General features: G+C 43.2%; 3 protein-coding genes and 1 pseudogene. 1 reads left to right on the forward strand and 3 read right to left on the reverse strand.

Features of this window, described 5'->3' with window-relative positions; translation table 11 throughout:
* Positions 1 to 5: 5 nt before the first annotated feature.
* A complete protein-coding gene (locus LGZ98_RS08065; protein ID WP_262977932.1) occupies positions 6 to 7,565 on the reverse strand; it encodes a Tc toxin subunit A-related protein in 7,560 nt (2,519 codons plus the stop codon).
* Positions 7,566 to 8,261: 696 nt separating this feature from the next.
* Between LGZ98_RS08065 and LGZ98_RS08070 the strand changes: the two genes are divergently transcribed.
* Entirely contained in the window at positions 8,262 to 9,173 is a 912-nt protein-coding gene (locus tag LGZ98_RS08070; protein ID WP_262977933.1) for a LysR family transcriptional regulator, read from the forward strand.
* A 162-nt stretch (positions 9,174 to 9,335) separates the two neighbouring features.
* Here LGZ98_RS08070 and LGZ98_RS08075 read toward each other — a convergent pair whose 3' ends face one another.
* Together LGZ98_RS08075 and LGZ98_RS08080 are read right to left on the reverse strand one after the other, a co-directional pair.
* Entirely contained in the window at positions 9,336 to 12,152 is a 2,817-nt protein-coding gene (locus LGZ98_RS08075; RefSeq protein WP_113042151.1) for an RHS repeat-associated core domain-containing protein, read from the reverse strand.
* Between the two features lie 192 nt (positions 12,153 to 12,344).
* Positions 12,345 to 15,455, reverse strand: a pseudogene (locus LGZ98_RS08080) (Tc toxin subunit A-related protein); the annotation flags it as partial.
* Positions 15,456 to 15,502 lie beyond the last annotated feature (47 nt).

Here is a 15,502-nt window from a genome sequence, read left to right on the forward strand (position 1 = left end):
GACGGTTATTTAATGGTGTAGCGAATATGCAAAATGATATCGTTCAGGGTTTTTAGCATAGTGGTTTGTTTACCTTTGTCCGGCGTTGATGCATTTGGGAAGCACAGGGTCAGCGTGCCTTGATCAATGGCGATACCTTCGAATGGCAGGAATTTGCCATCGTTGAAATCGAGCTGGAACTGGCCGCTGTCATTCATACCGTGAGAAACAGCCAACGCTTCACAGCCGTTAGCTAATCCGGCTTTATCGCCGTAAGACAATATTGCCTGCACATCCTGATAGGGTCCCAGTAGCGCGGGCAGGGTGACACTGATCTGTTTGATACGTCGAATTTTGCCAATGGATTCCGGGTAATCTTCACGGATTTTCAAATCAGCTAATGAAATGGATGCCTGTAAAGAGGTTTTAGTGTCCGTGCCAGCGCCAAATGCCAAATTATTATTGCCACTGCCGGCACTGCCTGAGCCTTCATTCACCAGCTTCTCGATTTCCTGAGTCAGGGAGAATGGACCTTTATCTTGTGGCAATCCAGCATAAACTTCGGCCAGCGACACCGTGCGTTCGACCTCCAGTGCGCGTTTATCGCGTTTCAAATGGGCATCTTCCATTTGTGCCAGACTCAACATCAAGGTTTCACCAGCAAGCAGGCCGGCATAGGTTCCTTGCCAGGCGCCCGGTTTAATAAAGCGTGCAGAGTCATCATTGAGTTCCCAACGGTAAGCCTGTTCTGCCATTAAACAACGTGTGACAGCCAAATCGTAGAACTGGAAGTAAATCGCCGCCAGTCGGCCCCGTAGCCAGTTGTACAACGCTTGATTGCTGAACTTACGTTGCAGGAAGGCCAATTGGGATTGAGTCTGTTCTTGTTGGGTTTTCAGGCTGTTTTTTTGCAATACGGCGGCTTCACGGCGTACTGCCAACGATTTAAGTTGGGCGTCGAGTTGTTTCAGTTCCGCTTCGGCATTATTACGCTGGATCTCCCACTCCTGACGGCGGCGACGGTAGGTTTCAGATTGGCTAATTTTATCCGCTTCGGTGTTCATAACATTAGCGGAGAATTCCATCACATAACCTGTTGCCTCAGCGATGGCCCCCCAACGGCTACCACCACCGGCGAAGCCGAAGATGTTAGGCACCAAATCAGCCGCCGCGCCAGCCAGACGGGATGCCTGAACTGCCGTGGTGAGCCCGGCTGCGGTCGCTCGTAGCGTCATGGCTTGGTTTTCGCCAGCGTTGATGTTTTCATCGTACAGTTTGCTGTAGCTATCAAAGCGCGATTGTGCCCCCGCTTTGGATTTTTCCAGCACGGTTTTCTCGGCATCCAATTCTTCAATGGTTTTGTCCTGAATGCTCAGGTTAGTCAATATCAGATCTGCGGCCTGATTTTGTAATAACGCATTGAGTGCTTCCGCGTCCTGACGCTCGATAATATTTTGTAACGTGGAGCCGAACTGGATGAGTTGGCTAACCATGCCGCGTGCATTTTCCAGCATGTGCGGGAAGCGCCACAGGGACATAAATGACTCTGGTAGTTTGCCTCCACTTTGAGAAGTGGCAACGGCGGCGCTGAGTAACGCTTTTGGATCTGCTGGTGCGGCATAGATTGGCAGATAGAGCGGCTGACCGTCGATAGAGAGGTTATGACGCAGGTTGTATACTCTCTGAGCTAATGTCTGCCAGTAATTCATCATCACTTCATTGATTTGCGGCAGGAAGAGATCGGTCAGACTGTTAGCGCTGCGTGATGATAAAGGTGTCGGTATACCCTGCCGCAGCGCGTTTATCGCGCTGGCGTAAGCATTTTGGGTAGTAATATCTGCGGCGCTGTCCAGCCGTGGATTGCCCCATGTCGTACTGAGTGACAGATAAGGCTTGTCGCCCAATAGATGCAGTGCTTGCATATACCACATCTTCGCTTCGTTAAGTGTATCTCGCTCCAGTTGGCGGTAAGCGTGATCGCCGCGTGCTATCAACAGATCAAGGGTGCGCATAAAGGTTGAGACTTTGTAGTGCATTGGATCGTGTTGTGCTACCGCGTCAGGATCGACGGAATCTAAAGGATCACTGTTCCAACTGGTATCTTCCAATAACGGGCGGACGTTCCACTGGTAGTTTTGAATCTGGCCGTGGACAATGTACCCGGATGGACTCCAGACATATTTCAGCCAGCGGTTAGCTTCGTCAAAGTTTTGTTCATGCAACAAACGTTGAGCAACCAGCATCGGGGTATAGTAGAACAGTTCCCAGAAATAAAGGCTGTTAGCGCCGCTGAAATCCATTGGTTCTGTGAAAGTGGGCACGACTCTAGCTGATGCAAGCCCTGGGAAGGTCCCACTCTTATAGGTAGTGTCGAATATAGCGAGTTCATCATTATTATCCTTTTTAACAAAGCGAATAGCATTTGTTTCCTGTTTTTGATAAACCGCATAGATATAGAGATTATCTTTGTTTCCATGAGCATCATCAAAACGGGATAAGAATAATTGTATTTTTGTTGGCGCTATATCGCTTAATGTCCCTTGATAAATAGGGAATTTATCACCCGATTTAAAAATATCATAATACATAATCGTAAAGGATTTATCAGTGCCGTGGGTTTCTGGATTATATTTATCCATAACTAATTCCACGTAGGCCCCAATTCCCATCATAGGTTCTTGGATATTTTGGGTTTCCATACTCAGAATCGTATCGATTCCGGTAGTAGCGCGTGCAACCAACTGGCGGGCGAATAGGGTATTCAGGCGAATACGATAGGCTTGCCATTGCATATATTGCGCACCATTTTCATTATGGTGAAGGGTCAGGGCATTATCGGTACTCACCTTGCGGGTGACAGGAATAGTGAAACTTTCATAACCTAGCTTGCGCCCATCCTCCGCTAATGCAGTAAAGGTGACATCAATACTGGCTGAATTATTATTAAAATTCAGACCAGTGCCATCTATTTCGAGGGTATTAAATTGATAATACATTTCATCAAAACTAGGTGATGGCTGAACGGAGACATCTTCATCCGCGGAAAAAGTTTGTTTTTTGCTACCTGCTTTTACTGTTACCTGAACTTTTGCAGCAGGAATTGCAGTTTTGATCTCTTCCGCGTTATAGACATCAGTAGCAATAATACGGAACCCATTATTCGTGTCCTCCATATAGAGATATTGCTTAAATAAAGGTTCTTGATTAGACGTGTCTATAATATAGCCGTTATCACTATTGGTAACTTCTGAATATAGGCTTTTCCCCCAATTAGGAAGAAAGACACTTACTTTACCAATTTGGTTATCCCGATAAAACAGTAATCTACCCTGACTATTATTAGTGGTGTTTCCACTATATTGATAAACCGGGTATATTAACTTCTTATTTGATGTCCATTGTGTATTGACACTCAGATTGGTATAGATAATAAATTTATCACCTAATTTGCCATATTTTTTTATCAGGTCGCACTGATGACGAGTTCGCTCATCAGCTCCTTCATAGGTAATTCTTAACTTAGGTGAGATATGGATTTTTAAATCACTTGATGAGGCTTGGTAACGGATAATTGGAATATCTCCGCCATGCACCATACTGAGGTTATATTCTCCTCTGCCATAACTGTTATTGCTATTTACCGATGAAGGAATTTCATAATTCTCTGCGTAGCGGTTATTCACTCTTCTGACGCTATTAGTATCGAATTGTTGATAGCTGTTATCCCGATAAACATTGCTCTGTTCTGGGGTCATATCTTTGGATGCCATATCGGCAAAGATATATAGCCCTTGCATTGCAGCGGTTTTATAACTATCCAGTGTATCTTGTTGATTATAAAACATCACCAGCAACGTATCTTCACCCTGATAACCGGCACAATAGAGCCCAGGCGCTTTATTTTTTGCTAGTTCTAGCTTGGATATTTTTTCATTGACATCAAAGGTGATTGGCGTATTCCAGGTACCGTCATAACGGATATGTGCTAATTTCAGCTCATAACGATAATCTGTCTCGGTTTGATAGCCATCTTTACTATTTCCGGTCTGTTTGGTGATCTCCTTTTGTTCCAACCAGAGCAGATACAAGCGGGATTTGTACATTACTGGCCGAATCGTGCTTTGGTAAGGGTTAATTGGACAATCAATTTTGTGCCACTCGCTCCAGGCGTTAGCCGCGAATTTGCCATCATTGAATTTGCTGTGATCGACACTGCGCCAATAATATTCACCGGTATCAGTTTCACTGAGGCCGATAAAATAGGTCAGCCCTTGATCGTTGTTAATATTATCGTGATACGCGCTAATAACTTTAAGATTAGCCACCTGCTCAAACGATGTCAGGTAAGACATAAAGGCGTCTTCGACGGTATCGGCGTTTAATTGGCTTTGGCTGACGGATTGCAGTAATGCGTCCATCATTTTGGTTTGCCCGATGCGCATGGTCGGATCAATATAGTTTTCTGGATAGTAAACTAATTGAGAAACACCCGCCCAGGTGCTGTAGCGTTTGTTGTATTTGTCCCAGTCGATAAAGAATTGGCGGCTGATAACCCCTGAATTAGCATTTTCTTCCACATTTTCCAATGCCCGGTTGACGTACAGTTGAATGCTGGCAATGGCTTCAGCGATCCGGGTGGTTTTGATTGCAGCGGAAACTTGATTATCAATCAGTAAATATTGATACAAGTCATCACGGCTTTTAATAGCCGCCGCTGCCTTAGCAACTTGACGGATATAGTAGGTGCTTAATGCGGCACTGCGAGATTCATCCAGAAAAGCGTGTAATGTATTGGCCTGTTGTGAATTCAATCCGGCGGTTAACACGCCTGCCGCATTTTCCCACTGGGCATAGGTCGGTGTCTCTTTCATTGATTGAATATAATCCAGCCCGACCAAAGCGGAAACGCCCTGCGGGGCGACATTCAATTGTTGTGCAACATTAATCCATTGCAGGATAGTATCGATAGATGTCCAACAGGAGAACGCATTTTCTTGCGTCACTGGCGGAAGATGTTGATGGTTTTGGGCTTGAGTACTGGCTTGCAACAACAAATTAGCATCAAGATTCATGGCGTCAGCCAGTTGTTCTGCCGTTAACGTGTTAGCTTCAAATGCCGCTAATACGGAGGAGGCTTTTTCGCCTAGTGCGTTAACCCAATCCGCAAAACGTGTCAGCATGATCAATGAAAGTGCATCATGCGTAGGAGCTGCCTCAGTCGCAGCGCCAAACATCTCTGGTTTTGTCACAAACAGGCGGAAGGCGTTTTCGTTAATGCTGGTGGAATGGTAAACCATTTCCAATTGTGCCAGAGCCTGACAGTACTGAACGATATGTTCCTGCATTTCTGCTGCTTCCGATGAACCTGGCGTATACTGAGTATTCAACCAGTCCCAGAATTTTTCTGCTGTCATTGCGCCGTCGCCGGGCTTTAACTTGTCTGCCCAAAGTAGCACTGAATGGGCGACATTTTCTGATGATAATTGCAAGGTAGCCGCAATATAAGGCGCCATAACATGTAGTAAATCTGCTTTGTCTTTATCAAAACCTTGTAAACCGTGGTAAACGGTATCTAGCAGATTCTTAATTTCAGGCGTTAGCGTTTTGTTATAGCTGGTGGAGGTCATAATAAACAACTGGAACACGCTCCACTTCTGTATATGTAACCAGCCGGTAATGGTATTGAGTTTTCTGATCAGGCTAGCCAATTGCTTATCATTGATAGCGGATAAATTAGTTTCTCCTTCACCCACAGCGACCAGCAATAAATCCAATTCATCAATGGTTAATTGATGGATTTCTGCCAATAATTTCCCAATATATAAATTGGAAAGATTCCTTAGGCTATTTTTAATCTTTCCGTCTTTATTATTATGGTCGGTAATTTTAAGCAGGCGGTAGAGCGAGACATCATCGATATTAAATGCACGCTTGAGTATGGTTTTGCGCCAATCGCCGGTGCTGCCTGGATTTAAATCAACCTCTTCATCTCCTGTAGAAAAATATTGGCCGTTCAGTAATGGCGTATTAAACAGGCGATCAAATTGGCTAGTTTGATTCTCATATGAGCGTTGTGAAATAAGCGCATTGCAGAGTATTAGGGCAGTTTCAGCATCAATAGCATAACGCTGCATATAATATTTAGTCAGAAAAACTTTACCTAATACTTCTGTGTTGATATCCAGTTGCTGATTAACACTGCGCACAATGCCTTCCAGAATCGTGGGTGACAATTCTGTTGCACGGGATAGACGAATCGCTTTATTGAGTTTTAGCAGGAAAGAGTATTGGTTATATTCCTCAACGGTAAATTTTGCGGCGGCATAGGCGTAATTAGTATTAGGAAGTACTCGTGTCAGGCCAATTTCAAAAGGTTGACTGATATCAGTGGTACTTAATGTGATATTTTCAGAGTATTCTATGTTGACCTGAGGAGCGCCTTCAGTTCGAATAAGCTCTCTTTTGTCATTTAACTTGATGGATAAATAAGTGGCATTCCAAAAATCTTTGAATTTATAATCTAACCGATAATTTTCACCACCGAAGGGAAACAGTTCCACGTCCACTTGATAGGCATTTGTTGTATATTCGCGGGTAATCCGATATACCTTAACCGTGCCATCACTGCTGTTAACTACTGGAGTAATAAGCTGGTTATGACTATATTCCTGTTGACCAAAATTGCTGGCTTTACCAATAAACTGGCTAAGTTCTTCATCACTTAAATTGTAATAACGTTTAAGATATTCCGGCATAGCCAGTGAGGCCGGTTCGATATTACCAAAATTTTTCTCATAAAGTTCCTCAGCATTACCTTCGGTAATCTCCTCCGTCAGGATATTAAACAACTCAGGTGAGATTGAGGCGTTAATACCCAATAGGGAGGCTTGATGCATTAGCCCGGCAATTGCCGGTGATGCATTTAATTGCTCAAGCCCAGGATCTTGTAGCTGGATAACTTCACGCACATTTTCATAAGCATCGTGATAAGGCGTCGCGCCGGAAGGACGGAAAGTGGAGAGCATTTCCATCACTTTAGTATAGTTATCCAGCTTAGACTCAGTTTTAATACTTTCCAACAATAGCTCATTGGATAACGAGAGAGTGGAAAGTTCGGTATCCATATTTTGTTGGCTGAGCGCCATTGATTTGAGATCTGGGCGGCGGGTATCCAGATAATAAACGGAGTTGCTGGCGTGTAAATTGCGAGCCTCACGATAAAGCTCAGTCAAATAAGCGGCGGGGGAGAACATGGAGGAAACGGTACCCGGTGCGACATATTGACTGGCTCTACCGCTAAATTGGCTGTTATAGCCTATCAGTTCGACATTAGGGGCGATGATGGCAAGATGTACGGCATTTTGTAATTGAGGATTCGCGCGTTTAAGAATACGGGCTTCATATAGCCGATTATCCTTTTGGGCCTGTTGGGCATCATGATATAAGTCGTGTGCTTCGGACCAAGAGAGGTGAGCAGATACTTGTTGGTGAAATTCGTTAAAAGAGCTGTGGCTAATATCTGTCAGGCAATTAAAACCACATTGGTTTTTTAATACATCAGGTATCTCTTTTACAGGCGAATTCATATTTATTCCTTTTAAATCATAAAGTAAATGAAACATCCGTGTTGCCTTTACATCATGGATCAATCAGAGAATGATTCCGTTCCATCGGAAGAAGATATGATTAAGTACAGGCTTTGAGAAATAGCTGAGATATGCATAGAAATAGTTTGCGAGGTGTAAAGAGGCATATCTTGATCTCTCAGAGAATCACTATCTCACTGTTTTCTTTAAATAGCTGTTGCAAAAAAAGCAGATGCAAAATTTGCAACTGATTTTCTAATCAGAGTTGGCTGGAAATGGCGCTGTGTTGTTTTCATGATGAACTGTACGAGGGAAGCGAAGTTCAGTGATAACTAATATAAATTATTAAGTTTATTTAATCTTAAAATTGCAATCATTACATGTTGAGCATGATAGTGTTTTTCAACTAATTGAAATGTTTAATTAAAGAGCTAATCACGCCTATTTTTCCGTAATGATAATATGTCAAATTTCTTTATAATTATTATTGTAACATAAGGTGGGGGTATATTTATTTTGCAACAATAATAAAAATTGTTTGATAACTGCTAAGAATAAAGATGATAAAACTCAATCTCAGTTAATGCATACTTTGATGTTAAATAATGCAAAGAAGAAAAGTCGTTGTAATGTTTTCTTGTTAATATTCCATTCTATTTAGGATGGAATGATTAGTTAAAATAAGAAGGATATATGATGCTATTTTGTTCAAAGAACTTGAAGTATTTTATGGAGTCAGCGAAAAGAGAGTCATTCACTTTAGCAGCGGATACGCTTTGTATTACTCCCCCTCCCTTAAGTAGGATCATATATCAACTGGAACAACGTGTAGGTTGCCAATTATTTGAAAGATTACCGGGAAGGACTAAACTGACTGAGGAAGGGATGGCCTTATATCAGGAGCTATTGCCGTGCTATGAGAGGATGCAGCGTGTTGAGGATAACTGGCATTATCGGAGAAGCGAGAGATTAACGAACGCCGGCAAACTTATTATTGGGACCAGTGGAGAATATATTAATAAAATTTCGGCAGTGATAAAAAGAGCGGTGCAACGTTATCATTATCGTGATATTTACATAAAAAACAATTTTCTGGTTGATGATTCAGCAAGAAAAGAGGCAATATTTTCTTCTTTAATGAAAGAAGATATAACCGTCTATGTGACGACTGAACATTATCCTGATAACGATAATATTATAAGAATAGATGGAACTTATCAGGTGCTGCGTCTTGCTATCGCTAATGATATTTTGGGATCGGAAAGTCATGCTGATGATATTATATCCACATTGCCTTTGGCTCAGCATAATAGCGCTTTCTTGAAACAATGTGACGGCTTTATTCCACTGAATGGTCTACCTGAGTACCAAAATTTAACTTTGCTAACTGTTCCTGATTTCTCTAATCGGTTGGATTTAGTGAGATCAGGTATCGCGATAAGTTTAATGACACCTAATGAAGCGATCTGTTCTGCTGATCTTCATAAAGGTATTACCTTTTTGAATTTTAAATCGTATCCAACACCATCAGTGAAATATTGTGCTTATACTCTTAGACACAAATATAAAGAACCATTGAATTTATTGATTTCCGATTTAATTGTCTAGGATTGATCTGAGATATTTATCATTGCATTAATTAAACCATTTGTCTGGATTAATGAAATATTATCGTGATTGAATGAAACTTTCTTGAAATTTTAATGATTGGTTGTGAAATCCCCTGAATTAAAGTTCAGGGGATCGTTTATTAATTACTATTTTATCAATTTAATTTGTACTGGATGATCTAAAGCTGCCGGTATAAGTATCACGTACATTCCTATGAGTAATCGCTGATGGTTTAATATCTTGTAATAATACATAGGTATCTCTACCTTGATGTCTCATTGAAACAACTTCGAACGGTGTTTCTCTGGGGAATAGTATTTCTGCTTGCCCCGCTTCTGGTCCATTGGCTCTTATTTTCAATTTTTCAACAAAGCTTTTCCTAGAATCATCTAAATCCATTTTAAATACTTTCTCCGCACTTTCGTTATTATACTTAGATTTTGCTGCCACATTGACACCTGCATTGGTTAAAAATGCCATTTTGACATATCGAGTTTCACTGGTTTCTTTTTTATGCACAAAATTCAGAAAACCACGATGGGCCGATGTTGATAAATAAGCATTATCTGAAACGATATCACCAACGTTGATGCTATTTCCTTCCTGTGGAGAGTGCCAAGGGGAGGGCTTGGAATTATCTATATAGGTCATCACTCGATAAGTTACCCGCATTTGTCTATCTTGCAGGGCAGATAATGAGGAATCTAAATCTTTCACTATCGATGTAATACGGTTTTCTCTTATTGCAGTATTAATTTGCGAGCTATCCGTGGTGTAATCTTTAATTGGGCTAGTATCTACACCGGGATTGTTGGCCAATAATTGATGGGCTTCTTGCTCTGTTTGGGTAGCGATAGCTCTTTGGCGTTTGAAAGTTTGAGGTTTCGCCATTTTTTTATAAACGGCTTCTTCCATTCCTGTAAAGGAACCCTGTTTTATTATCGCTTCTTCTGTTCTGTTGGCTGGAGATAATCCCTGAACATCAAATTGCGTCACCGGGTTATTTCTCACCATGCGATATAAATTCAGTCCATCAATGGTTCCGGCCGGGTCTGCACTTAACCATCTGCCCGCCCACGGTTGGTAATAACGGTAGCCGTAATAATACAGCCCGGTAGCATCCCGCTCTTTACCTGAATAACGAATGGTTTTATAGCTGGCTTCGGTTTGATTCCTTGCTGCCCACAGTGCTGTACCGCCAAATGGATAATATTCTTCCTCACTGATAATTTGTCCTTCGCTATCTAATTCAAGTTGGCTGGAACCGATAAGATTATCGTAGCTGTAACGAAGTTGATTGTTGTTGATATCTTCGGGTTTTCCGCTCTCCCAATGTAATACCCGGACTTGCGCACGACCAGCTTTACCGAGTGTGATAACTTGCAAATATTCCGTGGTAGTACTGCCATGTTGGGTTGTGCGTAGTTCTAGCCCCGGCAGATAAGTGACTCTTTGCTGTTGCGCGATATTCTGAGTTTGTTGTTCATTCACTTTTAGCTGTCGTGTGCCGTTGCTATCGTAGCGATACCACTCATTTCCTGCGCTACTGTTGACTTGTTTCAATTCGCCTCGCGGTGTCCATATTAGAACTTGACCGGATAATAAGTTGGTTTGATGGCCTCCCGCATCAAATAAGGCATCAACTTGGGTTGGATCTTCGGTCAGTGTGCTTAATACGGCACGGTTGCTGTAATTAGAAACCGTTATATTCGTCGTGTAGTTATTTTGCGTGGCAGGTGAACTATGCTGAATTTCCATCAAATTGCCGCCACGGTCATAACTATAGGTGCGGGTGTAGTTAGTGTAGGTGTTGTTATCAGCAGGTAGCGCAGGGGAGGGTAGTGGGTTATTTGGCTGACCTATATTGGCCATTTCACATCCGGTGGCACTGATAAGCTGATACAGGGAATCATAGGTATAGCTATTCTCCGGGATGACTTTTTGATTGCGCCAAAAGCGGGTGGCTTCCGCATCGTTACGGATATTGATCACATTGCCTACCGGGTCATATTGATAGCGTAGGTCTTGCAACACCTTGGCGTCTGATGGACGGTGAGTGGTAATGCCGATAAGCCGCTGAGTTTCCGGTTCATAGTTGTATTCGGTAATAATGCCGTTACCGTGCTCTTCGCGTAATTTTTGTCCGGCGGCGGAGTAGGTCAGCGATTTGATAATTACTTGTTCGGCCTGACCTTTTAATGTTAGCCAGCTCCCTTTTAGCTGACCGGCCACATCATAGGCTTGCCGCTGAATGTTGCCTTTAGCATCGGTCTGGGTAAGTAAAGCCCCGGTGGCATCGGTTTTATTTTGGGTGGTATAAACATCACTACTCAGTTTTTGCTGCCAGAGGTTCTGGTCTTCACCTGTCCAGTCGGCATCTTGGTTATCGACGAGCAGTTGTTGAGATTGTGATAAAACGGTGCCGGTCAGGGCAAGGCTGTTGAGTTGAGTGAGCCCTGCGGTATCGTAATGGCGGACACGCTGACCAACAAGGTTGTACTCTTTTTCCTGCGGCGTATTGCCGGCCCAGATAAGACGCTCGGTTGTTTTCTCTTCTGTCTGTGCTTGTTCGGTGATTGCGAGTAGGCGACCGGGTAGGGTGTTATCTTCATAAAGGTGATTTTGGCGGACACCGGTTGCGCTGATGGTCAATACCGGGCGACCTTCAATATCGTTGAGGGTAATTGTTCGGCCAGCATCGACGCTCTCTGTTCGCAGGATATTGCCGGTCAAATTATGCTGCCAGATAAAATTCGGTTGTACGGCGTTGTTAGTCTGCTTAGCATCATACAGGCGAGGATCAATGCTTTGGTTCAAATATCCGCCGGCATTATATTGATGGCGAGTAATACGCGGATCGGTATTTGCTTCTGCGGTAGCGCGGTGAAAACTAATATTACGGATAGCGAGTCCACGGTTATCGTGAACACTGACGGTCGGCGTATGGTGATAAAGTTTAGGGTCAATGTTTTTCATCGTCATTTACTTCCTTTGTTATGTTGAATAATTTGTGCAATTGTTATTTTGTCTGCATTACAGTGAACTAATGTTAAATTCAATCCTGCTATATAATAGGGATAATTTTTCTATTCAGGTAATTGAAATAACAGTGGCATGTAAGATGATTTTTAATAACAGGCCCTGATTAGGGCCTGTGGCAGGTGATGGCTATTCGAGAATAGTGTAACGAATGTGCAGAATAATGTCGGTCAGCATCTGTAATATGGTTTTTTGTTTACTGGTGGCATTGGGGAAACTTAGCGTTAATGTTCCCTTGTCATTAATATCGATTCCTTCAAACGGCAGGAATTTGCCATCGTTGAAATCGAGTTGGAATTGACCATTGTCATTCAGGCCGTGGGAGACCGCCAAGGCTTTACAACCTTTAGCTAAGCCGGTGGCGTCACCACCATAAGACAGAACCGCTTGAACATCTTGATAGGGTCCCAATAGTGACGGTAAGGAGACACTAATTTGTTTAATGCGGCGTGTTTTGCCTAACTGCATCTCTTCCGGGTAATCATCTTTGAGTTTCAGGTCTTGCAGGGTTAGCGTCGCGGATAGCGTATTGTTGGTTAATTTCAATTGATTACTGTCATTACCGACGGAAGTCTCTTTATCTTCTTGTAGCAACGCTTCAATTTTATCTTTCAATGTAAAGCTTTTTCCCTCTAAGGATTGGTACACCTGCGCCAGAGAAACCGTGCGTTCCACTTCCAGCGCACGTTGTTCTTGTTTCAGGTGCGCATCTTCCATTTGGGCCAGATTCAACATTAAGGTTTCTCCGGCAAGCAGACCGGCATAGGTTCCTTGCCAGGCTCCCGGTTTAATAAAGCGTGCAGAGGTATCATTGGTTTCCCAACGGTAAGCTTGTTCTGCCATCAGACAACGGGCGACGACTAAATCGTGAAATTGGAAGTAAATGGCAGCTAACCGACCACGTAACCAGTTGTACAGCGCTTGATTGCTGAATTTTCGTTGCAGGAAAGCCAGTTGAACTTGAGTTTGTTCCTGTTGGGTTTTCAGGCTGGTTTTTTGTAATACCGCTGCTTCGCGGCGTACCGTTAGCGATTTAAGTTGAGCATCGATTTGTTTCATCTCTGCTTCGGCATTATTACGCTGGATTTCCCACTCTTGACGGCGACGGCGCCATATTTCAGATTGAGAGACTTTCTCCGCTTCAATTAATAGACCGTCTGCGGCGATCCCGCCGCCAATAGCAATGGCATTGGCAATTGCCCCAAAGCGCGTTCCCCCGACCGCAAAGCCGTAGATGTTGGGTACCATCTCCAGTGCGGCGGCAGCCATATGCAAGCCTTTCAATCCGGCGGTAATACTTTGGGAAGCTATTCGCATATCCAGAGCTTGACGTTCACCGGCGTTGACATCTTCATCGTATAACTTGCTGTAGTTGTTAAAGCGCGATTGTGCCCCGGCTTTGGATTTTTCCAGCACGGTTTTTTCAGCATCTATTTCTTCGATGGTTTTGTCCTGAATGCTTAGCGTCGTTAATATCAGCTCCTTGGCTTGATTTTGCAGCAGAGCATTTAGGGCCTCAGCATCTTGGCGTTCAATAATATTTTGCAACGTGGAACCGAACTGTGTGAGTTGAGTGACCATGCTACGGGCATTTTCTAGCATATGCGGGAAGCGCCACAGTGACATAAATGGCTGTGGAAGCGAGCCGCCGCCTTGAGACGTAGCAACGGCAGCGCTGAGTAACGCTTTCGGCTCGGCCGGTGTGGCATACATCGGCAGATAGAGCGGTTGACCATCGATGGAGAGATTATGACGCAAGTTATACAGGCGCAGTTCCAGTTTGTTCCAGTAGCTCAGCATAACGTCGTTGATTTGTGGCAGGAAAAGATCGGTCAGGGTATTAGCGGAGCGCAATGATAATGATGGTATTTGCGTGCCTTGCCGTAGGGTGGTTATTGCGTAGGAATATGCTTTTTGTGTGGTAGTACTTGCGGCATTGTCCAGACGTGGATCATTCCATGCGGAACTCAGCGGCAGATAGGGTTTCTCACCTAATAGGTGCAGCGCTTGCATATACCACATTTTGGCCTCATTCAGCGTATCCCGCTCCAGTTGGCGATAGGCGTGATCGCCACGAGCCATCAACAGATCGAGAGTGCGCATAAAGGTGGCTACTTTATAGTGCATTGGATCGTGCTGTGCCACCGCGTCAGGATCGACGGAATCCAAAGGATCACTGTTCCAACTGGTGTTTTCCAATAACGGGCGCACATTCCAGCGATAGTTTTTAATTTGACCACGAATAATATAACCGGATGGGCTCCAGACATATTTCAGCCAACGGTTAGCTTCATCAAAGTTTTGTTCATGTAGCAAACGTTGAGCAACCAGCATCGGGGTATAGTAGAACAGTTCCCAGAAATAGAGACTGTTAGCGCCGCTGAAATCCATTGGTTCGCTCTTAACATTATTCAGGACATTGACGCTCTTAAAATGGGTCAAAATGGATTTAGGGTTTATTGTTACTATTCCTTTATCATCTCTAACAAAGTGAGGACCCCACCAGGTACCATCTGATTGAGATTGTTTAAAGGTCATATAGACCTTGACGTGGAAATCTTGATGCAATGGAACATCATCAAGAGGAATAAATAGCGTGGTGCTTACACTTGTATCTTTTAACTGGCCTGAATAGATAATATGTGAATTATCATCAGCAACATGTTTGATATAAAGCTTAAACCAACGTTCATCACCATGAGTTGATGAGTTATAGGGAGGCATCACGAACGTAGCATAAAAACCTTTACCTAATTGTGGTTCCTGAATATTTTGAGTTTCCATACTGAGAATTGTATCAATACCCGTAGTAGCACGTTCAACTAATTGGCGAGTAAATAGGGTATTCAGACGAATACGATAGGCTCCCCATTGCATATATTGAGCACCGTTTTCATTATGAAAAAGAGTGAGTGCGTTATCGGTTTTAACCTTTCGGGTAACCGGGATATTGAAAGTTTCATAGCCCAGTTTGCGTTCATCATCTGCCAGTGCGGTAAAAGTGACATCAATACTGGCTGAATTGTTAGTAAAATTCAGATTAGAGCCATCTATTTCGAGAGTATTAAATTGGTAACACATTTCTTCAAAGCTAGGTGATGGTTGAGCGGAGACATCCTTATTCGCCGTAAGAGAGTATTTTTTGCCAGCATTGATTGTGACTTGAACTTTTTCAGAAGAGATTGCAGTGTTGATATCTACTGGTCCACTAATATCGGTGGCAATCTGGCCTTCTTTATCTTCCATATATACCCTATGGATTTCAAGATGCATCGCGACGGCAAGGG

It is taken from the genome of Photorhabdus kayaii, from assembly GCF_025384895.1.
GTDB lineage: Bacteria > Pseudomonadota > Gammaproteobacteria > Enterobacterales > Enterobacteriaceae > Photorhabdus > Photorhabdus kayaii.

Excerpts from the sequence above, each read along its gene's own strand:
- LGZ98_RS08065 (WP_262977932.1), bottom strand. The coding sequence starts at position 7,565 with ATGAATTCGCCTGTAAAAGAGATACCTGATGTATTAAAAAACCAATGT.
- LGZ98_RS08070 (WP_262977933.1), top strand. The coding sequence starts at position 8,262 with ATGCTATTTTGTTCAAAGAACTTGAAGTATTTTATGGAGTCAGCGAAA.
- LGZ98_RS08075 (WP_113042151.1), bottom strand. The coding sequence starts at position 12,152 with ATGAAAAACATTGACCCTAAACTTTATCACCATACGCCGACCGTCAGT.